23 protein-coding genes and 1 other annotated feature are annotated in these 26501 nt (G+C 59.9%); of the genes, 19 read left to right on the top strand and 4 right to left on the bottom strand.

Features of this window, described 5'->3' with window-relative positions:
* Positions 1-11: 11 nt before the first annotated feature.
* The 3 genes from CLV97_RS00950 to CLV97_RS00940 all read right to left on the bottom strand — a co-directional run bounded on the left by CLV97_RS00950 (position 12) and on the right by CLV97_RS00940 (position 2694).
* Positions 12-1169 carry an acetoin utilization protein AcuC gene (locus CLV97_RS00950; protein ID WP_106343641.1) on the bottom strand — a complete coding sequence of 386 codons (1158 nt, stop codon included), beginning with the start codon at positions 1167-1169 and terminating at the stop codon, positions 12-14.
* A complete protein-coding gene (locus CLV97_RS00945; protein WP_106343640.1) occupies positions 1166-1816 on the bottom strand; it encodes a CBS and ACT domain-containing protein in 651 nt (216 codons plus the stop codon). Before CLV97_RS00945 ends, CLV97_RS00950 begins: the two co-directional genes overlap by 4 nt.
* A gap of 245 nt (positions 1817-2061) precedes the next feature.
* On the bottom strand, positions 2062-2694 hold the full coding sequence (locus CLV97_RS00940) for a GNAT family N-acetyltransferase (protein WP_106343639.1): 633 nt from the start codon (positions 2692-2694) through the stop codon (positions 2062-2064).
* A gap of 180 nt (positions 2695-2874) precedes the next feature.
* Between CLV97_RS00940 and acsA the strand changes: the two genes are divergently transcribed.
* Positions 2875-4596, top strand: coding sequence for an acetate--CoA ligase (gene acsA / locus CLV97_RS00935; RefSeq protein ID WP_106343638.1), 1722 nt, complete (start codon positions 2875-2877; stop codon positions 4594-4596).
* A gap of 169 nt (positions 4597-4765) precedes the next feature.
* Here acsA and CLV97_RS00930 read toward each other — a convergent pair whose 3' ends face one another.
* Positions 4766-7081, bottom strand: coding sequence for a transglycosylase domain-containing protein (locus CLV97_RS00930; RefSeq protein ID WP_106343637.1), 2316 nt, complete (start codon positions 7079-7081; stop codon positions 4766-4768).
* A 100-nt stretch (positions 7082-7181) separates the two neighbouring features.
* Positions 7182-7400, top strand: a binding site (T-box leader).
* 91 nt (positions 7401-7491) lie between these two features.
* On the opposite strand from CLV97_RS00930, the gene tyrS reads away from it, so the two are divergent.
* The 18 genes from tyrS to CLV97_RS00835 all read left to right on the top strand — a co-directional run bounded on the left by tyrS (position 7492) and on the right by CLV97_RS00835 (position 26442).
* Positions 7492-8748, top strand: a complete 1257-nt coding sequence (gene tyrS, locus CLV97_RS00925; RefSeq protein WP_106343745.1) for a tyrosine--tRNA ligase — start codon at positions 7492-7494, stop codon at positions 8746-8748.
* A 60-nt stretch (positions 8749-8808) separates the two neighbouring features.
* Positions 8809-9771 carry an SDR family oxidoreductase gene (locus CLV97_RS00920; RefSeq protein WP_106343636.1) on the top strand — a complete coding sequence of 321 codons (963 nt, stop codon included), beginning with the start codon at positions 8809-8811 and terminating at the stop codon, positions 9769-9771.
* Positions 9772-10209: 438 nt separating this feature from the next.
* Entirely contained in the window at positions 10210-10719 is a 510-nt protein-coding gene (locus tag CLV97_RS00915) for a YkoP family protein (protein ID WP_211295646.1), read from the top strand.
* A gap of 256 nt (positions 10720-10975) precedes the next feature.
* Complete coding sequence (locus tag CLV97_RS00910; RefSeq protein ID WP_106343634.1) at positions 10976-11386, top strand: hypothetical protein; 411 nt, start codon at positions 10976-10978, stop codon at positions 11384-11386.
* A 21-nt stretch (positions 11387-11407) separates the two neighbouring features.
* The gene (locus tag CLV97_RS00905) at positions 11408-12082 is read left to right on the top strand and encodes a PspA/IM30 family protein (RefSeq protein ID WP_106343633.1); all 675 of its coding nucleotides are present in this window, start codon (positions 11408-11410) and stop codon (positions 12080-12082) included.
* Between the two features lie 227 nt (positions 12083-12309).
* Positions 12310-13182, top strand: a complete 873-nt coding sequence (gene liaG / locus CLV97_RS00895) for a LiaG family protein (RefSeq protein WP_106343631.1) — start codon at positions 12310-12312, stop codon at positions 13180-13182.
* Between the two features lie 29 nt (positions 13183-13211).
* Positions 13212-14015 (top strand): cell wall-active antibiotics response protein LiaF, encoded by an 804-nt coding sequence (gene liaF, locus CLV97_RS00890; protein ID WP_170070316.1) that lies wholly within the window; start codon positions 13212-13214, stop codon positions 14013-14015.
* Complete coding sequence (locus CLV97_RS00885) at positions 14012-15073, top strand: sensor histidine kinase (protein WP_106343629.1); 1062 nt, start codon at positions 14012-14014, stop codon at positions 15071-15073. Before liaF ends, CLV97_RS00885 begins: the two co-directional genes overlap by 4 nt.
* Entirely contained in the window at positions 15070-15702 is a 633-nt protein-coding gene (locus tag CLV97_RS00880) for a response regulator transcription factor (protein ID WP_106343628.1), read from the top strand. The genes CLV97_RS00885 and CLV97_RS00880 overlap by 4 nt, the downstream gene beginning before the upstream one ends.
* 225 nt (positions 15703-15927) lie before the next feature.
* The gene (locus CLV97_RS00875) at positions 15928-16605 is read left to right on the top strand and encodes a futalosine hydrolase (RefSeq protein WP_106343744.1); all 678 of its coding nucleotides are present in this window, start codon (positions 15928-15930) and stop codon (positions 16603-16605) included.
* The gene (locus CLV97_RS00870; protein WP_106343627.1) at positions 16602-17432 is read left to right on the top strand and encodes a 1,4-dihydroxy-6-naphtoate synthase; all 831 of its coding nucleotides are present in this window, start codon (positions 16602-16604) and stop codon (positions 17430-17432) included. The genes CLV97_RS00875 and CLV97_RS00870 overlap by 4 nt, the downstream gene beginning before the upstream one ends.
* Before the next feature lie 197 nt (positions 17433-17629).
* Positions 17630-19738, top strand: coding sequence for a multicopper oxidase family protein (locus tag CLV97_RS00865; protein ID WP_170070315.1), 2109 nt, complete (start codon positions 17630-17632; stop codon positions 19736-19738).
* Between the two features lie 161 nt (positions 19739-19899).
* Positions 19900-20298 carry a hypothetical protein gene (locus tag CLV97_RS00860; protein ID WP_106343625.1) on the top strand — a complete coding sequence of 133 codons (399 nt, stop codon included), beginning with the start codon at positions 19900-19902 and terminating at the stop codon, positions 20296-20298.
* 821 nt (positions 20299-21119) lie between these two features.
* Positions 21120-22670 (top strand): ABC transporter substrate-binding protein, encoded by a 1551-nt coding sequence (locus tag CLV97_RS00855; RefSeq protein ID WP_106343624.1) that lies wholly within the window; start codon positions 21120-21122, stop codon positions 22668-22670.
* A 91-nt stretch (positions 22671-22761) separates the two neighbouring features.
* On the top strand, positions 22762-23706 hold the full coding sequence (locus CLV97_RS00850) for an ABC transporter permease (RefSeq protein ID WP_245891303.1): 945 nt from the start codon (positions 22762-22764) through the stop codon (positions 23704-23706).
* A 32-nt stretch (positions 23707-23738) separates the two neighbouring features.
* Positions 23739-24578 carry an ABC transporter permease gene (locus tag CLV97_RS00845; RefSeq protein WP_106343623.1) on the top strand — a complete coding sequence of 280 codons (840 nt, stop codon included), beginning with the start codon at positions 23739-23741 and terminating at the stop codon, positions 24576-24578.
* Positions 24575-25573 (top strand): ABC transporter ATP-binding protein, encoded by a 999-nt coding sequence (locus CLV97_RS00840; protein WP_106343622.1) that lies wholly within the window; start codon positions 24575-24577, stop codon positions 25571-25573. The genes CLV97_RS00845 and CLV97_RS00840 overlap by 4 nt, the downstream gene beginning before the upstream one ends.
* 95 nt (positions 25574-25668) lie before the next feature.
* Positions 25669-26442, top strand: coding sequence for a DUF1028 domain-containing protein (locus CLV97_RS00835; protein ID WP_106343621.1), 774 nt, complete (start codon positions 25669-25671; stop codon positions 26440-26442).
* Positions 26443-26501 lie beyond the last annotated feature (59 nt).

Here is a 26501-nt window from a genome sequence, read left to right as displayed (position 1 = left end):
GATCCCCCCTGTTACAAGTGGTTTTTGATCATTTGCAGGACCTGGTCCACGGTGCGCCGGTTTTTTTCCGTGATCTCAGCCCGGCGGGGAATGGGAGAGAACAGGCCGTCCGGATCGTGCAGGGTTTGGGGCAAGTCCACGGGACTTTCCGGCTGCCACCGCCTGAGCCAGGCTTTCGGGATGGCCGCTTCTTCCGGGGCGCAATCGTTCATTTCCGCCCACAACCAGGTCCAGGCCCGGGGGACGACCCGCCACATGTCGTAGCCGCCGCCGCCGACGGCAATCCACCGGCCGTCGCACAGTTCGTGGGCCAGCTGGTGGACGGTCCGGGGGATTTCCCGGTAGATCCGCATCGTCGCCGACAGATGGGTGAGGGGATCGTACCGGTGGGCGTCGCAGCCGTTTTGCGACAGGATCACATCGGGGCGGAACCGGCGGGCCGCTTCCGGAACGACGCGGCGAAAGGCGTCCAGCCAGGACTCGTCTTCGGTGAAGGCGTCCAGGGGAAGGTTGATGCTGGTTCCGAATCCCGGGCCCTGCCCGCGCTCGTATACGGAACCGGTTCCGGGAAACAGGTATTTGCCCGTTTCATGGATGGAGATGGTCATGACCTGCGGGTCGTCGTAGAAGGCCCATTGCACCCCGTCTCCGTGATGGGCGTCGGTATCGATATAGAGGACCCGGACGTCGTATTCCTTCCGCAGCCAGGCGATGGCGATCGCCGCATCGTTATAGATGCAGAAACCGGAAGCGCGCCCTCGGAGGGCGTGATGAAGCCCTCCCGCGAGATTGAGGGCGTGTTCGCACTTCCCCGACATCACCTGTTCCGCGGCGACGAGGGTGCCGCCGACGACGGTGGCCGCCGCTTCGTGCATGCCCGGAAAGATGGGGTTATCTTCGGTTCCCAGTCCGCAGGCTTCCAGCTGTTCCGGGGAAAGGGAGCCGTCGGGAGCTTGTTTGACCGCTTCGATAAAGCTTTCTTCGTGCGTGCGGGTGAGTTCCTTGTCCGCGGCCTTTCGGGGAGCGATCAACTGATCTTCTTCCATCCATCCGAAGGACCGGATCAGATCGAGGGTCAGCTGGATTCGTTTCGGTTGGAAGGGGTGGTTGTCGTGAAAGCGGTATCGCTGGAATGCATCACCGTAGACCATCAGGGCTGAATGTCTCACTTGGATCCCTCCGGTTCCTGGTCCTCGACCGGAGGCCACAGGATCCGGTGACCCGCCGCCCGGAGATCCCGGACGATCTCGTCGATCAGCATCGCTTCCGTCCGAAAGGCGATGCGCCGGGTGTTTTCGCTTCCGGGATGGACGATGACGCTCAGGATGTTGGCTTTGTGACGTCGGAACACCTGGGCGGCATCCGCCAGCATGCCGACTCGGTCGGGCACTTCGATTTCCACCCGTTGGCTGGGCTTGTTGACGCCGAACAGTTCGATCAAGGTGTGAAGCACATCGGTCTGGGTGACGATGCCGACCAGCCGCCCCTCCTGAAGGACGGGCAGGCATCCGATCCGGTGTTCATACATGAGCCGGGCTGCGTCTTCGATGAAATCGAGCGGGTGGGCGGTGATCACCTCCCTTTTCATGATGGATGAAACCGGCCGATGGAGGGTGTCGTCTTGGGGGCTGTGCTCCAGGATGGAGGGACCGGCTTCCCGCAGATCCCGGTCGGTCACAATACCCACGAGCCGATCCCCCTCCGTGACGGGGAGGTGGCGGATCCGGTGTTCCTCCAGCAGATGAAGGGCCTGTTTCAGCGTCGTCTCCGGTTCGACGGTGCGGACATGGCGGTGCATGATTTCTTTGATCAACATGGCGGAATCCCCTTTTGCTCGTTTTCCGAAAAAGCTGTTTTCTTTGGCTCTATTCTACCTTTTCACCCCGGAGAAATAAAGGTGATCGGATCGGAAGATTCACAATCCTTTCGGCGGCCGATGCGAAATGCTTTCTTTATGAGAACGGAAGGGGCTTCGGAAATAAAAAGCAAAATCCCGCGGCTTCCTGAGCCGGGGGCATTTCCAATCCGATGGTGATATTTTTCATTCCATTCAGAATGCCGTTAATAGAAATGCCGGTTGATGAAGCGCAGCCGGTCAAACTTCTCGACGGATTCGAGGGGGACGTTTTTGCCGATGCGGGCCATCAGACAGTTGGCGGGATGGGCGGTGATCTCCGGGTCGTCGGTGGCGAACCATTCCATGCCGACGCTGCCCATCACCTTTTCCATCACTTTGCGGTATTCCCAGACGGACAGGCCCGTTCCCTTGAGGTCCCAGTGCCAGTAATATTCCGTGGAGATGACGATGTAGTTTTCCATCGCCGGATCGGCAAAGGCGGTTTTCAGCATGGCCTTGGCCACTCCGTATTTGCGGTAGGGGGGCGCTACCTCGATCGCTCCCAGCTCCAACAGATCTTCCATGTTTCCCTCGGACCAGCGTTCCATGGGATCGGGGTAGAGAAAGGAGACGTAGCCGACGATCGTGTCTTCCGTCCTCGCGATGATGATCCGCCCTTCGGGGAGACGGGCGATTCCGATCATCGCCTGTTGCTGCCGCTCCGGAGGCCGAAAGGCAACCAGACCTTCGTGGAAGGGGTAGCGTTCGACGGTCTCCGGGGGAACGGGTCCTTCCGTCACCAGGCTTTTTCCATCCGCTTTCAGTATGTTGCGGTGATACCGTTTGATGTGCTCCATGGGGCCGAGCCGCCACCTCCCGGGAGTGCTTCGTGTGGTTTCATTATATAGAAAGCAGGGTGTGATTCCCAGCGTTTTAAAGGAAACGGGATCATGTGAATTAACTCGGAAATTGCGAATGTTTTTATGTGTGTTATAATGATTGTGATGAAGCCGTTTTCAACAAGGAGGGAGACGGAGATGGATCATTCGGAACGGATCAAGGTTATGACAACAGGGAACAACTTGAAAGATTACGAGGAAGCCTACCGCAATTTTGACTGGAAAGAAGTTGAAAAGGTTTTCTCCTGGTATGAAACCGGCAAGGTGAACGCCGCCTACGAAGCGATCGACCGGCATGCGGAATCGGACCGTCGCGACAAGATCGCCCTCTACTACAGCGATGCGAACCGCGAAGAACAATACACGTTTTTGGAAATGAAAGAGAAGTCCAACCGTTTCGGAAATGTCCTCCGGAAGCTGGGCATCAAGAAAGGCGATCGGGTCTTCATCTTCATGCCGCGCTCCCCGGAATTGTATTTCAGTTTCCTCGGTGCGATCAAGATCGGTGCGGTCGTCGGTCCCCTCTTTGAAGCGTTTATGGAAGCGGCTGTCCGGGATCGGCTGGAAAACAGCGAGGCGGTGGCGCTGGTGACCACTCCGCAGCTGCTGGAACGGGTGCCGGTGAAAGAGCTGCCTGCGCTGAAGCACATCATTCTGGTGGGCGAGACGAAAGAGGACTTGGGCGAGGGGTATATCGACTTCCACAAGGAGATGGAAGCGGCTTCCCCGGAACTGGACATCGAGTGGGTCGACCGCGAGGACCCGATGCTGATCCACTACACCTCGGGTTCCACCGGAAAGCCGAAGGGCGTGCTCCACGTTCACAACGCCATGATCCAACATTACCAGACCGGGAAATGGGTGCTGGACCTGCAGGAGGACGACATCTACTGGTGCACCGCCGATCCGGGCTGGGTGACGGGAACCTCCTACGGCATTTTCGCTCCCTGGTTGAACGGCGTGACCAATGTGATTCGGGGAGGACGGTTCAGTCCGGATGACTGGTATCATACCCTGGAGAAATACGGCGTGACCGTCTGGTACAGCGCGCCGACGGCCTTCCGGATGTTGATGGGAGCGGGGGAAGAGGTCGCCAAGAAATACGATCTGTCCCGGGTGCGTCACATCCTCAGCGTCGGCGAACCCCTCAACCCCGAAGTGGTCCGCTGGGGACTGAAAGTGTACGGACGACGGATCCACGACAACTGGTGGATGACGGAAACGGGCGGCATCCTGATCGCCAACTATCCGTGCATGGAGATCAAACCGGGGTCGATGGGACGTCCCTTCCCGGGGATCAAAGCGGCGATTTTGGACGATAACGGGAACGAACTGCCTCCCTACCAGATGGGGAACCTGGCCATCCGCACTCCTTGGCCGTCGATGATGCGGGCCATCTGGAAGAACAAGGCGAAATACGACGAATATTTCCGCATTCCCGGATGGTACATCTCCGGTGACTCCGCCTATATGGATGAAGACGGCTACTTCTGGTTCCAAGGAAGGTTGGACGATGTGATCAACACCTCGGGTGAGCGGATCGGACCCTTCGAGGTGGAGAGCAAGCTGGTGGAACACCCGGCGGTGGCTGAAGCCGGGGTGATCGGAAAACCGGATCCCGTCCGGGGTGAGATCATCAAGGCCTTCATCTCCCTGCGGGCAGGATATGAGCCCACGGAGGAGCTGAAGAAGGAAATTTACGAGTTTGTGAAGAAAGGGCTCGCCGCCCACGCCGCGCCGCGGGAGATCGAGTTCAAGGATAAGCTGCCCAAGACCCGCAGCGGAAAGATCATGCGCCGCGTGCTGAAGGCATGGGAGCTGGGGCTGCCCACGGGTGACCTGTCGACGATGGAAGATTGATGAAACGTCAAGGCGCAGGGAAACTTCCCTGCGCCTGTTGTGTTGCCGAGCCGAGCCCGAGCCGGGATATTGTGCATCGAGCCGATCGAAGGAAGCGGCGTCGGTTGTCTAAAGACTCTCCGAGGACGAAGAAAGAGGTGCGGATATCCGCACCTCTTTTGTTCGGGGATCATCCATCGCCGGGTCTTGGACGAGGGATCCACCCCCAACCTCCTCTGTTTCCTCCTCCATTGCCGTTATCGTTTTCCTGGTCATTCGGCGGCTGTGGAATGGGGATCTGACGGTTACCGCCGTTATTTCCTCCGGGATTGTTGGGACGGGGATGATGCCTTTTTTCCTTTTCCTTTTCCTCTTTTTTGTCCTTTTTCTCGAACTCCTTCTGCCGTCCGCACTCGAAGCATTTTTGCTGACCCGGCAGCCCACCGGGGTTTTGGAAGCGGAGATGGCGCGGCGACAGGTTGGGGTCTTCCTTCAGCACTTCTTGGAAAATCGCTCTCCAGACGATTTTGGCACGGTTGCTGTTGGAAATCCGGTGGTTGTAATCGTAACCCACCCAGACGCCCATCGCCACCTTGGGCGTGTAGCCGACGAACCACAGGTCGTACTCGTTTTGGGTCGTGCCCGTCTTTCCGGCCAAGTCGTATCCACCGAAGCCGCTGCCGATATACTGGGCGGTTCCGCCGCGGACCACCGCCTTAAGCATGTCGGTGAGCATGTACGCCGCCTGGGGAGACATCACTTGCACCGGATCCGGTTTGTGTTCGTAAACGGTTTTCCCGGACGAATCGACGATCTTCTCGATCATGTACGGTTCGTTGAAGCTGCCGCCGTTGGCGATCATCGCGTATCCGGCGGTCATCCGCTCGACGGTGAATCCGTAGGTGAGACCGCCGATCACGGAGGCTTCACCGTCGTGGGGATGGACGGGGAAGTTCATCTTGCGAAGGTAATCGAATCCGTTCTGCAAGCCGACGGCGCGGAACACCTTGATCGCCGGGATGTTGTAGGACCACTGGAGCGCCGTTTTTGCCGTGACCGGCCCTTTATATTGGCCGGTGGAGTTTCGGTAAACCTTGCCCGGCGTTCCCTGAGCTTGGAGGGGTTCGTCGACGATAATCGAGCCGGGGGTGATCACACCGCGGTCGAGGGCCGGCCCGTATCCGAGGAGCGGTTTCATCGCCGAACCCGGTTGGCGCGCCGAGTTCAGGGCGTGGTTTTTCTGCTCCTTTTCAAAATCCCTTCCCCCGACGAAACCGAGAAGCGCACCCGTTTCCACGTCGATCAGCGTGGCGCCGACTTCCTCCGTCGCATTCTTCAGCGTGACCCATTTGCCGCCCAGTTTTGTCCGGTATGTGATGGGCGAGGCGTACAGGTCGGAGTTTTGGGCCGCCTTGTTCATGGCGTCATACAGCTTTTTGTCGATGGTCGTGTAGATGTGGTAGCCGCCTTGCTGCACCTTTTGGATGTATTTCTGAAGGGTGGCCTGATACTGCCCTTTTTTGCTCAATTCCTTGGGATCGAGGCCGTCCGCCCTCATCAGCGCCTCCGCCGCCCGTTCCTCTACGGCCATCATGATGTAGGGGTAGCGGCTGTAGGCGTTTTGTTTCTTTTTGGAGAGGGAACCCTTTATATCGAAGGAGCGGGCCTCCTCATACTGTTGCTGGGTGATTTTTCCGTTGTCCAGCATGTTTTGGAGGACCATCTCCATCCGCTTTTTGCCGCGTTCCAGGCCTTCCTTTTTGAACGGGTTGTAGTCGTTCGGACGCTGGATCATGCCGGCGAGATAAGCTGCTTGGGGGATGTTCAGGTCCTTGACGTCCACTCCGAAAATCCCCTGGGCGGCGGCCTGGACGCCGTACATGTGCTGGCCGCCGGAGCCGGTTCCGAAATAGAGGCTGTTCAAGTAGGCGTTCAGGATCTCCTCCTTGCTGTACATCCGCTCCAATCGCAGGGCGAGGAGGATTTCCTTGGCTTTCCGATCATAGGTTTTCGAATAGTTTTCCAAAATGGCCCGCTTGACCAGCTGCTGGGTGATGGTGCTTCCCCCGGTGACCACCTTCTGGTTGGTCAGATCCTCGTAAACGGCCCGCAGGAGGGAGCGAGGGACGATCCCCGAGTGTTCGTAAAATTCCCGGTCTTCGGTGGAAATGAGGGCATCGATCAGATGCTGGCTGACTTCATCGTTTTCCACCAGCTTCCGGTCCCCAATCAGCGTCCGGACTGAACCGATCAGGCTCTTGTCCCGGAAATAGGCATAGCTGGTTTGGTGCCAGCCCGAAAGCTTTTGGTTGAAATAATCCCTGTCCCGGACCGGTTCATCCTTGACCAGGGCGGCCACGTATCCCGCCGCGACACCGGCGGCTCCCAAGGAGAGAGAAAGGATGATGACCAGACAGACAAAAAGCCCATAAAAAACGCCCTTGAGGACGCGTTTTTTCCCCGCCCGGTTTTGATCCGGAGGAGATGGAAAATCTCCCTTTGTCATCGCTTGCTACCCTCCTCATTGTACGGTAATATTATACCATAGCAAGGGAGGGGCGGATCACTTAAAATCGCTGGGATTAAAATTTTTTCATCGCTTATAGATGACGGCGAAGAACGGGCCTAGTAGCCGGCGGTCGGTTCCCTTCAGAGAGCTGGTGGTTGCTGCGAACCAGCGGTCCCCGTCGCGCGAATTACACCCGGGAGCCTTCGCGTTTCGGCATCCGTCGAAACGCGGCGGGGAATGCCCCCGTTATCCGAAGAGCGGAAAGCGCCGGGCGCTTTCAATAAGGGTGGTACCGCGGGCAAACCCCGTCCCTTGGAGGGACGGGGTTTTTGATTTCCGTGCGGGCCCAGGCCGATCGGCCCCCGAGACGATTCAAAACAACGGAGGGAAGGTGATTCCACTTGTCGATGGAAACCGAGATTCGACCGGAGGTGCGGAAGGAGGTGGAGCGCCAGCTGGCCGTACTTCGCCGGGGAGCGGCGGAGATCATCCCCGAGGAGGACCTGGCCGAGAAACTGCGCCGCTCCATCGAGACGGGCAAGCCCCTCAAGGTGAAGCTGGGGTTGGATCCCTCGGCGCCGGACATTCACATCGGTCACACGGTGGTGCTTCACAAGTTGCGCCAGTTTCAGGAGCTGGGGCATATCGTTCAGCTGGTGATCGGCGACTTCACCGGGCGGATCGGCGATCCCACGGGAAAATCGGAGACGCGTCGCCAATTGTCGGAGGAGGAGGTGAAGGCCAACGCGGAGACCTACACCCGGCAGTTGTTCAAAATTCTCTCCCCCGATCGGACGGAGGTTCATTTCAACAGCACGTGGCTGAAACCCCTCACTTTCATGGAAGTGACGGAACTGGCCGCCAAGTGCACGGTGGCACGCATGCTGGAGCGGGATGATTTCGCCAAGCGGTACCACAGCGGTCAGGCCATCAGCGTCCACGAGTTTTTCTATCCCTTGATGCAGGGTTACGATTCCGTCGCCCTGAAGAGCGATGTGGAGATGGGAGGAACCGATCAGAAGTTCAACCTGCTCATGGGTCGCCAGCTGCAGCGGGAGTACGGCCAGCCGGAACAGGTCATCATGATGATGCCGCTCCTCGAGGGGCTGGACGGGGTCAAAAAGATGAGCAAGAGTCTGGGCAATTACATCGGCATCGACGAGCCGCCGAATGAGATGTACGGCAAGACGATGTCGATTCCCGATGAGCTGATGGTGAAGTATTACGAACTGGCCACCGATTTGTCCCTGGAGGAGTTGAATCGGGTAAAGGAAGGGCTGGAGAAGGGCACGCTCCATCCCCGGGACGCCAAGATGCGCCTGGCTCACACCTTCGTCCGGATGTATCACGGACAGGAGGCCGCCGATGAAGCGGAGCGCCATTTCCGCACCGTCTTCCAGCAGGGAAAGCTGCCGGAGGAGATGGATGAGGTGGAGATTTCCCCTTCCGAATTGAAGGAAGGAAAGATGTGGATCGTTCGTCTGCTGAACCGCCTGGGACTTGTCAACTCCAACGGGGAGGCGCGGCGTTTCATCCAGCAGTCGGCCGTCCGGATCGACGGGGAGAAGGTGACCGACACGGACGCGGAACTTCCCGTGACCGACGGGATGGTGGTCCAGGTCGGGAAGCGCCGCTTTGCCAAAGTCAAATTGGTTCAGGGATAGCAGGAGAGGGAATTCCCGCTCCGTCTCCCTCGTCTCAATCTCAAAACGGGAGATGATCCGATGCGTGGGTATTCGTCCTACGACGCGGGAGGAGTTCCGGGAACCTGCTTGGTGATCGGCGGCAGCGGTCGGGTGGGAAGCCGGGTCGTCGTTCAGTTGGTGGAACGGGGCCGACCGGTTCGCGCTTTGGTGCGCCCCGATTCGTCCATCCGCCGGTTGGCCCCCGTTTTGTCCCGGATTCGGCTGGTTGCGGGGGATGTGAGAAATCCCGATTCCTTGGCTGAAGCGGTCCGCGGCGTTCACCAGGTGATCTGGGCGGCGGGGATTTCCCCAGTCCGTCCCGGCAAGCCGGAGGATATCGACCAGGTGGAGGTAGAGGGCGTCCGACACCTGATTGAAGCCTGCAAGCGGGAGTCGGTCGCCTATATCACCTACCTCTCGTGCATGTACGCATCGCCGGAGGCCCGGTCAGCTCTGTTTCGAGCGAAGTGGCGGGCGGAGGAATCCATCCGCCGGTCAGGCATATCCCATACCATTTTGCGCTCATCCGTCATCATTCATCCCGGCAGGAGATTTTACTGCCAAATCCCGGCCATCCACTGGTGGGAAAAGGCTCCGGGGATTCCGCACGCGCTCCCATCTTTCCGGAACAGCCCGATCGCCAGCGACGACGTGGCCGGGTGCCTGATCGACGCTTCCCTCAACCCGCGCGTTCGCGGGCGGACCGTGGATATCGGCGGGCCGGGGGCCCTTTCCCCCTCCGACTGGATTCGGCTGGCCGGCGAGGAACGGGGGAAGCCCTTCAAGGAATGGGCGATTCCGACTTCCTTGGCCGAGGCGGGATTGTGGCTCGGATCCCGTCTGTTTCCCGGCCGGATGCTTTCACGGGAAATCTTTCGGGACATGGTCGGACAGGATGCCGTGGTGGACCCCGAAGCCATGAAGGAGCTTTTTCCCCATGTTTCGCTGACGCCCGTCCGCGAACTGATCCGCCGGATGAAGGAGAAAACCGCCGATCTTTAACGCTGGCGGGAGAAGCCGTCGCAAACGGACAGCCGCCTTCGCGGAGAAATCAATTGTTTGAAAAGGAAAAGGAGAGGGTGCGCCAAATGCTCCTTTGTGGATCGCGGCGCATCCCCTTATCGGACGATCGGGATGTCAGTAGTCCCAGGCCGCCCGAAAGAGGCGGTCTTTTTTTGTTGGTAGGAGAGCACGACCGACCGGAGAACCGGGTCGCAGACGGAAATCGAACCCCGGATGGTTCCGAGGAAGAAAGGTGCATTATTCTGAAAATAAGAAAAAGGAGTCCCCAAAACATGGTGGCGTTCCGGAGGCAGAGGGCGTGCTTTAGCCGCTCCCCGGTCGAACTCCTCCGCGGGCTGTCGCCGGGCGGGAATTAGCGTTGCGATTTCCCGGGACGATCAGGGTCGCCGGATCACAGACAAGGGGATGGCCCGCCGCGTGGCGTATCTGGGATCAGATTTTTTTGATTGCACGCGGCTCAAGTATGTGGACAAGGAAAGCAAGCGCTACCGCGGGGAACCCCTGTTGACCCCCGACGGGTTTTTCCTGAAAAAAGGGATTAACGCCAAACTGCACCTGCACAATTGTTTATTTGCGCGGATGATTCGGAAGAAATCCCACAGCGACATCTTCCTGGCCTTGTTCACGATCAAATCCATTCGCGCTTTCCTTCCCGCCCTGGCCCGGTTTGTGGCGAATCATCCCATTTGCGGGAGATCCGCGTCCTTTTGGGAACCACATCCCTTCACCGGGGCGTGGAGCGGCCAAATCGTGGGTGTGCAAGATGATCCTGATCCGTTGCATCCGGACGGATGGCTCCGCCTTCGGACCGCGGGTCAGCTGACGCCGAAAAGGGTTTATATCTCGAAGGAAGAGTTTTTCGGGCGGCATCTGCGCAAAGAACCGCTTTGGGATCAGACGGGACCGGTTCAGTCAGTTACGTCCTGACGCGTGAAAAGCCCACCTCCGAATGGTTGCGTTTTGTACGCCCCCCTTTCATGAAAAGGCGGGCCCGGGTGAGCCTACCGGCCGCACGGCACAGGGCTGCGATGAGCGGCCTTTTTTTGGTGCTTTTCCCATCTCCGCCCGCCGGCCCGGGTAACGAGGGAAAATACGACTCCGGTCCCAGAGGAAATCGAACCGGGGATCGTTCTGGGAATCCGGAAAGTTCCTTATCCTGGAGACAGATGAAAGGGGGGACAGCATGAACGGAAAAACGGTGGCAGGTCTCGCCTTGATCGTGGGAGCGGTGGTGTTTCTCTTCGGTGGAGATCTGGGCGGGTTCTTCGCCTTCCTGTTGTCCGCGGGGCTGCTCGTATACGGCTGGAGGAAGTGGAAGCGATCGGAATCGAGCGGAGGCAGGGCGGTCGGTATCGGGGCGCTGATCTTCGGCGCGATTCTGCTGCTCAGCTGGATTCCGTTCCTGATCGGCTTGTTGATCGCGGTCGTCTGCATCTATTTCGGATGGACGCTGATCCGCCAAGACCGGGAACCCTCGGGTCTCGAGCCGGAACCGGGGGCGGAAGCGGAGGCGGCGGGTCAAAGGCCCCGGTGGGAAGACGACTTTGAAAGCGAATGGAAACGCTTCTTGGAGCGGCAAAAGGACAAAAACTGAGGAAAGAAGGGGGAATCGGCGATGCTCAAACGGATGAGGGACATTGTCGTCGCGACGGTGCATGAAGTGTTGGATCAACTGGAAGATCCGAAGGCGATGATCAAACAGTATCTCAGGGATGTGGAAAGCGAGATCCGAAAGGCGAAGGATGCCATCATCCGGCATCAGGTGATGGCGGAGCGGTTTGAACGGCAAGCGGAAGAAGCGCTCCGGCTGGCGGCCCGGCGCAAGATGCAGGCGGAGCAGGCGTTGGATGCCGGGGAGGAGGAGCTGGCGCGAAAGGCTCTTTCCGAAATGAAGCATTGGGAGGCGAGGGCCGACCAATACCGGAAGGACGCCGACAAGACCACCGAGCAGGTTCGGGAGCTCAAGGAACAGTTGGGCCGGTTGGAGAAGAAGTATCAGGAGCTCCGGGACAAGAAAAACGCTTTGATCGCGCGGGCCAACGCGGCCAAGACCAAAAAGCGCATCCATGCGACCTTGCACCGGATCGATTCCGAGAGCGCGATCAAGGGTTTCGAGCGCATGGAAGAGCGAATCGCGCAGATGGAGATCCAGGCGAATGCCCATGCGGGGGTCCATGACGAGGCAGCGCCCTTGGCTTATGCCGACGAAGTGGAAAAGGAGCTGGCGAAATTGCGCGCCCGCCGTTCCGGATCCACGCCGCCTGACGGAGGGGAATTGCCCGGGAATTGAGAAGGGACGCCCGGCGGGTATCCTTCGTACTGTTGACAAAGCAAGGGGAGTCGATTTTCCGTCTCGTCGGTGTGCAGCAGCGGGCCGTTCGGCGAAAATCGGCTCCCATCTTACGGGCTCTTATGTTTGCCAACAGTATCAAGCGCCCGCAGGGATGCCCGCTCCTTGCGGTTTTTCCGGGGTATTTTAAGATATAATGGGATCATGACAGATGAAGAGGCGATTTTATGAAAAAGCTGGCCGGTTTGTTCTTTATTCTTTTGGGGGTCTTGGTGTTTTTCAGCTCCCTGGCCAACAGCGGGGTCGGCAGATGGATCACCCCGGGACACACGGCGACGGAGGCGGTTTCCTCCAAAGGAGTCAACCGGATCGAGGTTCGGGGGCCGGCCCTGGATCTTCGGATCCTTCCCGGCGATCGGGAAGAGGTGTCGGCGGTATTGCGCGGCGGCCGCAAGGACGCGCTGTCCGTCACCCGAAGAGGGGATACGGTTTCCATCAACGTCGGCGAGCAGTGGTTTCATTGGATCTTCATGCGGGACGGCTTCCAGTTGGACCTGCACATCCCCCGGGATTACACGCACAGCTTGGTCCTTGATGTGGATTCCGGAGAGATACAATTTCACGGTCCGACCAAGAACCGGCCGATGATCCTGAAGGAGCTGGAGATGGACCTGGATTCGGGGGACGTCGAGCTGAGCAATCTGCGGGCCGAGCAGATTCGTTACCGAAGCTGGTCGGGCAATGTCAACGCGCGGCATGTGTCGGCCGATGAGGCGGATTGGCGCCTGACGTCGGGAAATTTGCGCCTGAGTAACTATTCGGGAGCCCTCGGGGTGGAGATGACCTCCGGCGATTTGGATGTTCAGATGGATCGGCTGTCGGGACCGGTGGAGGCTTCGCTTACGTCGGGGGATCTTTCCCTGGATTTGCCCCGGGACGCCGGCTTCACCCTGGACGCAGGGGTGACCAGCGGTGACATCCACGTCGATTTCCCGATGAGGATGGTGGAAAGAGGGGAGCGGCGCGTCAGCGGTTCCCACGGAAGCGGTGAACATCCGATCCGGCTGCGGACGACCAGCGGCGACATCCGGATCCAATGACCGGGCAGGGACCAAAGGAGGGGAGCATCATGCGGCGGTTCCGAAACCAGGCTGTTGGGTTCGCCCTGCTGTTTATCGGCATCAGCATCGTGGTGGGCCTGATCGATTTCGGTTATGCCCTGCTCGGGCCTTTGTTTCTGCTTGGCATCGGATACATCGCCTATCAGCACCTTCACCGCTGGATCGGATATTTCTTTTTCGGATTGGCGGCGATCGCCTTTTTTCACGGGGTGCTGGGCATCAACGCGTTCGGTTTTTTGTGCGCCGCCTTCTTCTTATATGTGGGATATTGCCTATTGACCGACCGGCCGGTGCCGTTCATCGGTCGTTTTCGCTCAAGCAGGAAGCGTCGGTCGGATGATCTCTTTGAAGGAGATCCCTTTGAGGAAGGTGAGGCCCGGGGGAAAAGGAGCGAATCTGGATCGTCCTTCCGGACGGAAGAAGTCTTCGGTCAGGCGGGAGGAGCGGGCCCCGCCCGCAGCGCCTTGATCGGCAACGTTCGCATGGATGGCCCCTTTGAGCTGAAAGATCTCCAACTCTCCCACGCCCTTTGCGACGTGACCATCGATCTGTCCAAGGCGGTCATTCCCGACGGGGAGAGCACCATCGTCATCAGCAGTTTGATCGGCGACGTGGATATTTACGTGCCCTACGACATGCCCGTCTCGGTGGTGTCGACGGCGCTCATGGGGGATCTCAAAATCCTGGAGCGTCGGCACAGCGGTTTCGGCTGCCGGGTACGCGCGGAAACCCCCGGGTATCCTCAATCCCCCCGCCGGGTGAAAATAGCCGTTTCCCTGTTGATCGGCGATGTCGATGTGAGGGTCCTATGAAAGGAAATCGATTGACCCGGATTCAGTGGCGAATCACGCGCTTTGCGCTGTGGGTTTGTCTGGCGGCGTCCGCGCTGGTGCTGACGGCCGTCCTCGTATATTACCGGCTGGACCCGGCCATCCTGTGGGCGGGCGAACGGTTTTCCGTTCCCTTGATCCTGCTGGTTCTGCTCATAGTGGTGGCGGTGGGTTCCTTGGCCGGCTATTGGTTCGGAAACCAACTGAAGAAGCGTCTGGAAAACCTGCTGGAATCCGCCCTCAAATATGAGCGCGGACAGTTTTCCCACCGGATCCCGCCCCTGGGTGACGACGAGATCGGACGAGTGGCCGAGCACCTGAACCGGATGGCCCGGCGGGTGGAGCAGCAGGTGGCTTCTCTGCAGAAGTTGACGACGGAGAGGGCCCGATGGCAAGAACAGATGAAACAGTCGGTGGTGACCGAGGAGCGGCAGCGGCTGGCGCGGGAGCTTCACGACGCGGTCAGCCAGCAGCTGTTCGCCGTCTCCATGTTGCTGTCCGCCGTTCGGGAGAATCTTCCCGAGGATCATCCCGTGCACGGAAGGATTGCGACGGCGGAAAAGGTAGCGGGCGACGCGCAAAATGAGATGCGCGCCCTGCTGATGCAGCTTCGTCCGGCCACCCTGGAGGGGAAGGGGTTGAAGGAGGGACTTAAGGAGCTTCTGGCCGAGCTCAAAGACAAACAGCCGCTGAAGATCGAATGGGAGATAGCCGATCTTCCCGATTTGCCCAAGGGGATCGAGGACCATTTGTTCCGAATCGTGCAGGAGTCGTTGTCCAATGTCCTCCGTCATTCCCGGGCCACTTCGGTGACCTTGCGTTTGGTTGCCGCGCCGCGTCAGATCCATCTCAAAATCGTGGACAACGGTGTCGGCTTTGACATGAACAAGGTGAAGAGGACCACCTACGGCCTGCAATCGATTCAGGAACGGGCCAACGAGATCGGCGGAGTGGCCGAGGTGATCTCCTTTCCCGGAAAGGGGACTCAGGTGGACGTAAAAATCCCGTTGGTGGATGAAGAAGGGGAGCAGAAGCCATGATCCGGGTGTTGCTGGTGGATGATCACGAAATGGTGCGGCTGGGTTTGTCCGCCTATCTGGACACCCAGCCGGATATTGAAATCGTGGGGGAGGCCTCCGATGGAAAAGAGGCGGTTCGGTTGGCCGAGGAACTTAAGCCGGACGTGATCCTGATGGATCTGGTCATGGAGGGAATGGACGGGATCGAAGCGACTCGGGAGATCTGCCGGGTGACGGACAAGCCGAAGATCATCGTCCTCACCAGTTTCGTCGATGACGACAAAGTGGTTCCCGCCCTGGAAGCCGGAGCGCTCAGCTACCTGTTGAAGACCTCCCAGGCCCGGGAGATCGCGGAGGCGATCCGGGCGGCGGCCCGGGGGGAATCGGTCCTGGCATCCCAGGTGACGGGCAAGGTGTTGTCCCGGATGCGCCGTCATCGCGAACCGGAACCCCATGAAACCTTGACCGCCCGGGAGATGGAGGTGCTGAAGCTGATCGCCGAGGGAAAATCGAACCAGGAGATTGCGGATCAGCTGTTCATCGCGATCAAGACGGTCAAGACCCATATCACCAACATCCTTTCCAAGCTGGGGGTGGAAGACCGGACCCAGGCGGCGATTTACGCCCACCGCCACAAGTTGGTGGATTGATTGCGGCCTCAGGGAGGGGGCGTACCACTTCGTTTCGTTGCGTCGCAAAGGGGCGCAGTGGTACATCCCCTCCTATTTTTTCCGGATCCAAGACGGGTGCGCCGTCACGCCGCGTTCCGATCTGGAGCGATCTCCGAATGTGGTGATATACTGAACGGGGGCCATGACCGCGCGGGGAAAGTATGTCATGCACGGGTGGATGCGAAGGAAAGGAGCATCGAACGAGTGACACAGGATGTCAGAAGTTCTGTGGACGGAGACGGGGACGTGCTGATCGTGACCGCAGTGGAGGCCGAAAGGGATGCGCTCCTGCGCGGCCTGAGGAACGGTTCGCCCTTTGATGTGGTGGCGGGAGGCGTCGGCCCCGCGGCCGCGGCCGCCAGCGCGGCGGCGCGGATGGCCCGGCGGAGATATCGCCTGGCGATCTGTGCGGGTATCGGCGGGGGTTTTCCCGGCCGCGCCGAAGTGGGCGCGCTGGTGGTGGCCGATGAAGCGGTGGCCGCCGACCTGGGGACGGAGGCGCCGGAGGGGTTTCTCTCCCTGGACCGGCTGGGTTTTGGAAGCATCCGCATCCCGGCCGATGAAGGGAAGTCGGCCCGCCTGGCGGAGGCCCTTCGGAGCGCCGGGCTGCCGGTGGTGGTGGGCCCGGTGCTGACGGTGTCCAGCGCCACCGGAACGGGAGAGACCGCGAAGGTGCGGGCGATGCGGGTTCCGGGTGCGGCGGCCGAAGCGATGGAGGGGTATGGCGTCGCCGTCGCTGCGCAAAACATGGGAGTCCCCTTTCTGGAGATCCGCGCCGTCTCCAACCCGGTCGGTCCCCGGAACCGGGGGACCTGGAAGATCGAAGCGGCACTGGAACGCCTGGCGGAGGCGGGTGCCGTCATCAGGGAGGTGTTCGGATGAAGATCGCCTTTTCTCCTTGTCCCAACGATACCTTTATTTTTTATGCCTGGGTGCACGGCTTGATTCCCGGCGCTCCCGAATTGGACGTCACCTATGCGGATATCGACGTGACCAACTATCTGGCCACCCGCCCGGACGGGCCGGATGTGCTCAAGGTTTCCTGCGCGGCCTTGCCCTGGGTTCTCCGGGATTACGCCCTTCTCCCCTGCGGTGGCGCCCTGGGCAAAGGGTGCGGGCCGCTCATCCTGACGAAGGAGGCTATGGAACCGGAATTTCTGGCGGGCAAGCGGGTCGCAGTTCCCAGCGACCGTTCCACCGCATACCTTCTGTTTCGACTATGGGTCAGCCGGCATGTGCCGCAGGGCGTGGGAGAAATTCGGGTGATGCCCTTTCACCGGATCATGCCCGCCGTGCAGGCCGGAGAGGTGGACGCCGGACTGGTGATCCACGAAGCGCGATTCACCTATCCTTCGTACGGGCTGCACATGTTGGTCGACCTGGGCGAGTGGTGGGAAAGGGACACCGGCCTTCCGATCCCGCTGGGCGCCATCATCGCCCGGCGCCATTTGGACCGGGAAGCGATCGCCGGCTGGATCCGGGCATCGGTCCGCCATGCCTGGACCCATCCCGAGGAGCCGATGGAATATGTCCTGCGCCACGCCCAGGAGATGGATGCGGAGGTGGCAAAGGCACACATCAACCTGTATGTCAACGAATTTTCCGCCAACCTGGGAAGGGACGGATACGGCGCCATCCGCACCCTGCTCACCCGGGCGGCGGAGGAGGGATTGGTGCCGAGTTGGGATGCGTCATCCCTCGAGGAATGACGCGGAAATCGGACGGAATGGGCACGCGGAGCTCGCCTTTTCGCCTCCCGGAGGGGTTTACCGGGTTTTTCGGCATCTTGATGGATCCGGAGACAAAATCAGACCCGGGTCTTACGGAATTCGGGACTGCGGTTCGTTCAACGCGAACCGCATTTTTTTTATTCTGGAGCCATGGACGGAACAAGGAGAGATTGCCAATGATGGACGTTTATCTTTTCTCATCCATATGGGGATTCATTTTTCTTCTTTTGCCCACCATGGTTCTCATGTGGGGGCTGGCCGCGAACCGCATCGGGCGGCTCCCCTTCCGCTCCTCGCGGGAAAAGCTGAAAAAAAGCGCGAGGAGGAGTCTGGTTCTTCTGTGGCTGGCGTTGGTGACCAGCCTGCTGTTTGTGGGGCTTGCGGCCCTGGTGCTGGTCCGGTTCGGCTGGGTGTTCGTCCAGGAATGGGCGGTGTTTGCCCTGCCGGCGCTCCTCCTTACGCACCTGGCCGTGATCCTTTTCACGATGCCCCGGCTGAGGAGCCTGACCCGGGATCGTCAAGGGACGGGACCCGTCGACGGAGAGGTGCGGGGAGCGATCGCCGCGCCGCCGATGGCGGTACCGGTGCAGACGGCGTTCGCCGCCGCGGGTCTTTCCAGCGTTCAGCTCTGTTTTTATCCCGTTCTCACTCTGTTCCCGATCCGTCTCACTCTCTTCTGGGCGGCCTTTCTGGGGCTGGGGGCCTTGCTCTGGTTCCGCCAGCGCCGCCGGGAACGGATGTTGCGACGGGAGGAGAAGTCCCCTTCGGCCGGATTCCGCCTGATGCGGGTCGCGGCGACCTTCGCCTGCATCGCGGCCGTAGGCGTGATCCTGTTCGTCCTGTCCATGCAGGCGAGCATACTTCCCGATCGCATGAGCATGATGAACCATTCCCGGATCGATTACGGTGGCGGGCCGGCCGTCGGGCACGGAGGTGACGGGTCCCATCACGCCCATGCCGGACATGGGAAAAAGGCGGTCAACGTGACGGAGCTGACCGGTCCACGCACCGGTGAGCCGGATCGCCGCTACACCCTCGTGGCGCGCAAAGAGACGGTGCGCCTGTCCTCCGGAAAAACCGTGGAGGCCTGGACCTTCAACGGGCAAGTGCCCGGCCCCGAGCTCCGGGCCCGAAAAGGGGAGCTCGTGGAAGTCACTCTGATCAACGAGGATATTGATGACGGCGTGACGATCCACTGGCACGGGGTGGACGTTCCCAACGCCGAAGACGGGGTGGCCGGCCTTACCCAAGATGCCGTCAAGCCGGGGGAGCGTCACACCTACCGGTTCCGGGTGGAGGAGACGGGAACCCACTGGTACCACTCCCATCAGACCTCCTCGATTCAGGTGAAGAAAGGGTTGTTCGGTCCCCTGGTCTTGCTGCCGGAAGAGGAGGAGCCGGAGAAGGGGTTGGATCTTTCCCTGATGTACCATTTCTTCGGGAACCGGGAGGTCCTGAACGACTCCGACACGTTGCGGCACAGGCGGGTTGACCCTGGAACCGAGGTGCGGTTGCGACTGACGAACACCGACAGCTACCCCCGATTTTTCACGCTGGTTGGAACTCCCTTTCGGGTGACGGCCATCGACGGCAATGAGATCCATCGGCCCGGCGAATTGGAAAATGTGCTCCTGTCGGTGGCGGCGGGCGGACGCTATGACGTGATCTTCACCATGCCGGATCGGCCCGTGAGGTTGACGGCGGGAACGGGGTCCGACGACCCCGAGATTCTGTTCACCCCCGACGGAAAGGGAAAGGTGCCGGAAGTATCCGATCATCTTCGCCTTTCGCTGTTCGATCCTGCCGACTACGGTGAACCGGGGGAGGTTCCCTTAGGCCTGTCCGGCGGGTTTGACCGGGAGTTCACCATGGTTTTTGACTTCGGGATGGGATTTTACAACGGCATGTTCCGAGACCTGTGGCTGATCAACGGGGAGAAGTTTCCCCACACCCCCACTTTCATGGTTCAGCAGGGGGACCTGGTGAAGACGACCTTCATCAATCGCAGTCCGATGGATCATCCGATGCACCTGCACGGGCACCACATGCTGGTGCTGAGCAAAAACGGGAAGCCGGTCACCGGCAGTCCCTGGTGGACGGACACCCTCAACGTCGCTCCCGGGGAGAGCTATGAGGTGGCGTTTCGGGCGGATAACCCCGGAATCTGGATGGACCACTGCCACAATCTGGACCACGCCGCCGCCGGAATGACGCTCCATCTGAGCTACGAGGGCGTGACGACTCCGTTTCATGTCGGCGGGGCCGCGGGCAACCATCCGGAGTGAGGCGGCATGAGCGGCACCGGAAAAGCAGGGCTTTGCCATATGGAAGATGCAGCCCTTCCCGTCCGGATGAGATGTGGGGAAAAGGACCGCATAGGTCCGGTCGATAGGAGGGGAACCTAAAGACTGTGCGACATCGCAGGATTTCATAGGAGTGAATGCCCATGGTCAGCGTTCAATCAAAACGGGAATGGCTTTTTATCCCGGGTTTGGCCGCCCTGGCGCTCATCCGGCCGATCTTGAACATGGTCGGCCTGTCGCAGGCCATCGGCCAACCCTTCACCAGCATTGCCGTCACCCTTCTCATTTCCCTCGCGTGGCTTGCGGTTGTGGTCCGGGCCCGCTTCTCCCGACCGGTCGTGACGTTGATGTTCACCGGTCTTGTCTACGGCGCCTTCGCCATCCTGATCAGTGCGGTGCTCTCGCCCATCCTGACCGGACAGCTGCAGGGGCCCGCCACCAATTTCTTCGCCTTCGTGAGTGTCCTGTTGACCAATGCCGTTTGGGGACTGATCATCGGCGTGATCGCCTGGGCCGTGATGCCCCGGGATAAGAGGGGTTGAATCATCAACCTTTCCCTGTCGGGGATCGCGCGGGTTGTCGCTGTCGTCAGGGCGATTCCGATCTCGATCGGTAGCAGGGTCCATCAAGCTGAATGCAAATAAGAGGATAGGTGACTGCTTTCGCATATCCTGTTTGTAATCCTCTATTTCAGCGGACTGCTGGGGACATGCCGCTTGCACCGATCGCAAACTGATACATGCAGCGCACTTGCTGATCCTTCACTTCAATTGGTTCCCGATCCCCGGTTTCCTCGGCAGTCTGTTCACCGGATATTCATTCTCCGCTGGGACTGGGGATTGCTAGGTGGGTCGGGGCGATCGAGGCGATTCTTTTTGGCGGTGCCGTGCTGGATATGTGGGTGGACGCCTCCTTTCAAACCGCCTCCTCCGCAGGGGAACTTTTGCAAGATCCGGCTTTCCGGTTCGGTTGGATGATGATGCCATCGTTTTGGCCGACGCCCACTTTTTGGTGGTCAACACCTATTTCAAATCCTGGGGAAAAAGAAAAAATTCCGATTGGGTCGAAGGAAAAGCGCGGATATCCTGAAACAAGGAAGGATAGGGGAGGACCGGACAGCTGAGAGAAGCAGGGGCGCTCCAAGGGGAGGATGCCCCTGCTCTTTCCTTTTCTCCTCTTTGGATTCTTTTTCCTGTGTTTGGTATCATAAAGGGGCATCCTCCTCAAAAACTTTTTTGATCTCCGTTGCCTTCCGATGGGGTGGTTCTATGCGTTGAAGGGGCACTTGCCTTGGGAAAGAAAGCAGGGATATCGAGGGGACAGAATATACATAATTATCCGTCTATTTAAAAGGAGGCATTTCATGAGAAAAATTTGGGTGGTTCTGCTCGTTGCGAGCATGCTGATGTGGACAGGCTGTTCCGGCTCCCCCTCCCGGGAGGCCGATTCGGAAGGGGAGGGTGGCAAACCCAGGCCGGGCGGAACGATCCGCATCGCTCTGCAATCCGACGGAAAAACCCTGGATCCCCACAAGGCGACGGATGCCGCCTCGATGCACTTGATCGAGAATATGTACAGCCGCCTGATGCGGTATACCGAGAAATACGGAGAAGTGGAAGGGGAGTTGGCGGAAAAGGTGGAGGTGTCGAAGGACGGAAAAACCTACACCTTCACCCTTCGAAAAGGGGTCCGATTTCATGGTACCGGTCGGGAACTGACCTCGGAGGACGTGAAGTATTCCATCGAGCGCATCATCGATCTGGGAGTCCGCAAAGACCACTTTTCCGCCGTGGACGAGATCGAGACTCCCGACTCCCATACAGTGGTTTTTCGCTTGAAACAGCCGATGGCTCCCTTCCTGACCTATCTGGCTTACCCGATGAACGCCATCGTGGATCGGGAAACGGTGGAGAACCATGACGGCAGTCTGGACCGGGCCGACGCGGGCAGCGGGCCCTTTCAATTGGATGAGTGGAAAAAGGATCAATATCTGCGCCTGAAAAAATTTCCCGGGTATTACCTTCCCGAGAAGCCCTATCTGGATGAAGTCGTCTTCCGGCCCATTCCCGACGAGACGGCCCGGATGACGGCCCTGCGCAACCGGGAGGTGGACATGATCCTGGACGTATCCGCCAAGGAAGCCCGGATGCTGGAGCAGGTTTCCTCCGTCGAAGTGGTGTCCGTGCCTGGGACTTTTTGGGAATACATCGGTCTCAACACGAAGAGGCCGCCCCTCGATGACGTAAAAGTGCGTCAGGCGATCGCTCACGCGGTGGATCGGGAAGCCATCAACAAGATCGCCAAATTGAACCGGGCGACGGTGCTGAAGGGAGGCAACATCCCGCCCAATCACTGGGCCCACGCCGATTTCACCCTGTATCCCCGGCGGAATGTCGCCAAGGCCAAGCAACTTCTCGAGGAAGCCGGCAAGGAAAACCTCGAGCTGACACTGAAGGTGGGCTCCGATTTCCCCTACCAGGTGGACGCGGCGCAAATCGTCAAGCAGCAACTGAAGGAAGTGGGCATTGATGTGAAGGTATCGGCCCAGGAATCGGGGCTCTTCTTTGACGCCTTGGGGAAAGGGGACTTCGACATGGCCATCGTCGGCTGGCTCGGCTTTGTCGATCCCGACGAGTTTACCTACAACCTTTTCCATACCGGAGCGCCGTGGAACCAGCAGGGGTATTCCAACGAGCAAGTGGATGCGCTTCTGGAAAAGGGAAGGACTGTCGGCGACCAGGAAGAGCGGAAGAAGATCTACCACCGGGCCCAGAAAATCATCGCGGAGGAAGCTCCCATGGTCTTCTTGTACGTGAATGAGCGGACGGCGGCAATGAGCAAGGCAGTGAAGGGGTTCGACGTTCACCCCACGGTGACCACCCATTCACTGGAGGAGACCTGGCTGGCCCGGTAATGGACGGTTGGGGATCAACCGTCGAACCTTACTTCGGCGGTTGATCCTCTTTTTTGGATGGATGGGGCACGACGCGGATCCGGGAGGGATGATGTTGGCGAAGTACCTTTTGAAGCGATTGGCCTTGTCAGTCCCGGTGCTGTTCGGCATCTCCGTTCTCGTCTTTCTGTTGGTCCGCCTGGTTCCCGGGGATACGGTCACGGTGATGCTGGGTGCCCAGTACAACGAGGAACAGGCGCAGATGCTGCGGGAGAAGTACGGGTTGGACCGGCCGGTTCACATACAGTATGCCTTATGGGTCTCCAACCTGATGAGGGGGGATTTCGGCCATTCCACCTTCACCGGCCAGCCGGTCCTGGCGGCGATCCTCGAGCGCCTTCCGGTCACGCTGGAATTGACGGCGATCAGTGTGCTGTTCGCCCTGGCCGTCGGCATTCCCCTGGGCATTCGGGCGGCGGTTCGGCGAAACCGCTGGGTGGATTATCTGGCGACCCTCTTCGGCCTTTCGGGGATTTCCATACCGGGGTTTTGGCTCGGAACGCTGCTGATTCTCCTGTTTTCGCTCAAATGGGGGTGGTTTCCCTCCGGAGGGTACGTTCCGATCTGGGAGGATCCCCTCGGAAATCTGCAGACGATGGCCATGCCCGGAATCGCCTTGGGGACCGCCGTGGCGGCGGTGGTGATGCGCATTACCCGTTCGTCGATGCTGGAGGTGCTGGATCAGGAATATATCAAGATGGCCCGGATCAAGGGGGCGCCGGAGCGGATCGTCGTTCGGCGCCACGCCTTGCGGAACGCCCTGATCCCGGTGGTGACGGTTCTCGGCATCCAGGTCGGGTATCTCCTCGGAGGCTCGGTGGTGATCGAGCAGATCTTTTCCCTGCCCGGCGTGGGTCAGCTGGTCTTGCAGGCGATCACCAACCGCGATTACGCGCTGCTGCAGGGCAGCATCCTGTTTATCGCCGTCTCTTTCGTGGTGATCAATCTGCTGGTCGATCTGCTGTACACCCTGATCCATCCGCGGATCCGGTATTGACAGCGCTGCGATTTGTCGAAAGGAGGGAGATCATGCGGGAGATCGGGTTGCGCTTGCGCCAAAACCGGCTGGCTCTGGCCGGACTGGTCCTGATCCTGCTCTTTATGCTGATGGCGCTGTTTGCCCCGCTCATCGCCCCGTACGATCCCTATCGGATCGATGAAAGCGCCGTTTTGAGTCCCCCGTCGGCGGAACACCCGTTGGGCACCGATTCCTTCGGCCGGGATGTGCTGAGCCGGTTGCTGCACGGCGCCCGAATTTCCTTCAAGGTGGGATTCATTTCCGTCGGCATCGCCCTCACGGCGGGGGTGTTGATCGGAGCGTTGGCAGGTTATAGCGGACGGTGGGTGGATGCGGCCCTGTCGCGGGTGATCGATGTCCTGTTCTCCTTTCCGGACATCTTGCTGGCCCTGGTGATCATGGCGGTTCTCGGAGCCAGCCTGACCAATGTGATGATCGCCATCGGTATCGTCTACACTCCGATCTTCGCCCGGATCACCCGTGGAGCGGTGTTGGAGATCAAGGGATCCCTCTTCATCGATGCGGCGCGGGTTCTCGGCGCCGGCCGGCTGACTGTTCTCCGGCGGCACATCCTGCCCAACGTGATGGCGCCCATCATCGTCCAGACCACCCTTTCCCTCGCCTTTGCCATCCTTGCCGAAGCGGCCCTGAGCTTCATCGGTCTCGGGGTGGAGCCGGATACCCCGTCCTGGGGGATCATGCTGAATGAAGGGAAAGATTGGATGGAAGCCGCGTGGTGGATCGCCGTGTTTCCGGGATTGGCCATCACGTTGGCGGTGTTGGGGTTCAACGTGCTGGGAGACGGTCTGCGGGACGCCCTGGATCCCCGGCTGAGGGGGGAGCGCCTGTGACGCACCGATCACAAAAGGGGGATGCGCCGGTGGATGCGATTCTGAAGGTAAAAGGACTCCGGTGCTCTTTTGACACCCGCCGGGGGACGGTGAAGGCCGTTGACGGGGTGGACCTCCGGGTGAGGAAAGGGGAAATGATGGCCCTGGTCGGTGAATCGGGATGCGGAAAGAGCGTGACGGCCCAGGCGATCATGGGCCTTATCGGCCGAAAAGCCGGCGAACGGGTGGAGGGGGAAATTTTATTCAAAGGGGAAAATCTGCTGGAGAAGAGCGAGGAGGAATGGTGCCGGATCCGCGGCAATGAAATCTCCATGGTTCTGCAGGATCCCATGACCTCCCTCAATCCGTCACACCGGGTCGGCAGGCAGGTGGGCGAAGTCCTCGAACTTCACCGGAAGATGAGCCGCTCCGCCGCCTGGTCTGCGGCGGTGGAGATGTTGGGAAAGGTGGGGATCTCTTCTCCGGAAGTGCGGGCGAAGCAATATCCCCATCAGTTCAGCGGCGGGATGCGCCAGCGGAGCGTCATTGCCGCGGCGTTCATCGGCCAACCGGAATTGTTGATCGCCGATGAGCCGACCACAGCGCTGGATGTCACCATCCAGGCGCAGATTCTGGATTTGATGAAGGATCTTCGGGAGCAGACAGGAGCGGCGATCCTCCTGATCACCCACGATCTCGGCGTGGTGGCGGAAACCTGTGACACCGTCTCGGTGATGTACGCCGGAAAGATTGTGGAGCAGGCCCCCGTCAAATCGCTGTTTGCCGCACCCCGCCATCCCTACACCCGGGGCCTGCTGGCTTCTCTTCCCAAGCCGGAGGGAGGAAAAGACCTGACCCCGATTCCCGGCCAGCCGCCCGACCTTTCGGAGCTTCCGCCGGGTTGTCCCTTTTCCGATCGCTGTCCGCACGTAGTGGAGCGTTGCCGGATCGACCGGCCGCCCCTTCGGCTCGTCGGCGGGCACCGGGTCTCCTGCTGGTTGGCGGAAGAAGATTGATTTTGCACCCTTCCCTCTGCGGAGGATTCGGCATATTCATAAACCGAGAAGGAGGTTTTCACCGATGCTTGTCGCCTGATTCGGGGTGATGCCGTATGCTCCTCCACACCTTTTCCGTGATCGCCCGCTGCAGGGAAACCGGCCGCTTCGGTGCCGCGGTGGCTTCCCATTTTCCGGGGGTGGGCGCCTACGCTCCCTATGTCCGGTCCGGTGTGGGCGCGATGGTGATTCAGGGATGGGTCAACCCCTCCTTCGGCCTTCACGGCATGGAGATGCTGGAGCGGGGAATGTGCAGCGGGGAAGTACTGGAAAGGCTTCTCTTTCGGGATCCCGGCCGGGAATTGCGGCAACTGGCCATCATCGACCGCAACGGAACGGTAGCCGTCCATACCGGGGCGGACAATGATCATGCGAGGGGACACCTGTCGGGGGAGGAGTTTGCCGTCGTCGGAAACTGTCTGGCGACGGAGAGCGTTCTTTCCGCCATGGCCGAAGCGTTCAGGAAAAGCGTGGGCCCCTTGGCGGAACGGCTTCTCGCCGCCCTGATCGCCGGGGATCTGCATGGAGGGGACCGGCGGGGGAAACGATCCGCTGCTGTTCGGGTCGTGGCGCTGGCCGATTTTCCCTACGTCGACTTCCGGGTGGATCACCACCCGGATCCGGTCTTCGAACTGGAGCGCATTTACCGGGAAAACAAAGGGCTTCTCATCGACCGCTACGAGGAGTGGGTCGAGTCCGTCCGGAAGGGAGTGCCCTTTCCGAAATCTTCACCGCCTCTTTCCGCTTCCTTTCCGGAACCGGGTGCGAAAATATCGGGACGACGCGGGGGAGACGGCCCTTCGGCCCGTCAGTCGGGGGAGGCACATTGATGGGCGGGAAAACAACAATCCGCCGACCCGTTCGGGTCGGCGGATTTCTTTTCCAGAAG

The sequence above is a fragment of the Planifilum fimeticola genome, assembly GCF_003001905.1.
Classification (GTDB): Bacteria; Bacillota; Bacilli; order Thermoactinomycetales; family DSM-44946; genus Planifilum; species Planifilum fimeticola.
Note: the sequence above shows the minus strand (reverse complement) of the source record. Positions and strands in the feature narration are given on the sequence as shown.

What these genes read in the sequence shown, in the direction of transcription:
- CLV97_RS00945 (WP_106343640.1), bottom strand. Translation starts at nt 1,816, where the DNA reads ATGTTGATCAAAGAAATCATGCACCGCCATGTCCGCACCGTCGAACCG.
- CLV97_RS00880 (WP_106343628.1), top strand. Translation starts at nt 15,070, where the DNA reads ATGATCCGGGTGTTGCTGGTGGATGATCACGAAATGGTGCGGCTGGGT.
- CLV97_RS00855 (WP_106343624.1), top strand. Translation starts at nt 21,120, where the DNA reads ATGAGAAAAATTTGGGTGGTTCTGCTCGTTGCGAGCATGCTGATGTGG.
- CLV97_RS00835 (WP_106343621.1), top strand. Translation starts at nt 25,669, where the DNA reads ATGCTCCTCCACACCTTTTCCGTGATCGCCCGCTGCAGGGAAACCGGC.
- CLV97_RS00870 (WP_106343627.1), top strand. Translation starts at nt 16,602, where the DNA reads ATGAAGATCGCCTTTTCTCCTTGTCCCAACGATACCTTTATTTTTTAT.
- liaG (WP_106343631.1), top strand. Translation starts at nt 12,310, where the DNA reads ATGAAAAAGCTGGCCGGTTTGTTCTTTATTCTTTTGGGGGTCTTGGTG.
- CLV97_RS00910 (WP_106343634.1), top strand. Translation starts at nt 10,976, where the DNA reads ATGAACGGAAAAACGGTGGCAGGTCTCGCCTTGATCGTGGGAGCGGTG.
- tyrS (WP_106343745.1), top strand. Translation starts at nt 7,492, where the DNA reads ATGGAAACCGAGATTCGACCGGAGGTGCGGAAGGAGGTGGAGCGCCAG.
- liaF (WP_170070316.1), top strand. Translation starts at nt 13,212, where the DNA reads ATGCGGCGGTTCCGAAACCAGGCTGTTGGGTTCGCCCTGCTGTTTATC.
- CLV97_RS00845 (WP_106343623.1), top strand. Translation starts at nt 23,739, where the DNA reads ATGCGGGAGATCGGGTTGCGCTTGCGCCAAAACCGGCTGGCTCTGGCC.
- CLV97_RS00940 (WP_106343639.1), bottom strand. Translation starts at nt 2,694, where the DNA reads ATGGAGCACATCAAACGGTATCACCGCAACATACTGAAAGCGGATGGA.
- CLV97_RS00885 (WP_106343629.1), top strand. Translation starts at nt 14,012, where the DNA reads ATGAAAGGAAATCGATTGACCCGGATTCAGTGGCGAATCACGCGCTTT.
- CLV97_RS00930 (WP_106343637.1), bottom strand. Translation starts at nt 7,081, where the DNA reads ATGACAAAGGGAGATTTTCCATCTCCTCCGGATCAAAACCGGGCGGGG.
- CLV97_RS00905 (WP_106343633.1), top strand. Translation starts at nt 11,408, where the DNA reads ATGCTCAAACGGATGAGGGACATTGTCGTCGCGACGGTGCATGAAGTG.
- CLV97_RS00920 (WP_106343636.1), top strand. Translation starts at nt 8,809, where the DNA reads ATGCGTGGGTATTCGTCCTACGACGCGGGAGGAGTTCCGGGAACCTGC.
- CLV97_RS00860 (WP_106343625.1), top strand. Translation starts at nt 19,900, where the DNA reads ATGGTCAGCGTTCAATCAAAACGGGAATGGCTTTTTATCCCGGGTTTG.
- CLV97_RS00850 (WP_245891303.1), top strand. Translation starts at nt 22,762, where the DNA reads ATGTTGGCGAAGTACCTTTTGAAGCGATTGGCCTTGTCAGTCCCGGTG.
- acsA (WP_106343638.1), top strand. Translation starts at nt 2,875, where the DNA reads ATGGATCATTCGGAACGGATCAAGGTTATGACAACAGGGAACAACTTG.
- CLV97_RS00865 (WP_170070315.1), top strand. Translation starts at nt 17,630, where the DNA reads ATGATGGACGTTTATCTTTTCTCATCCATATGGGGATTCATTTTTCTT.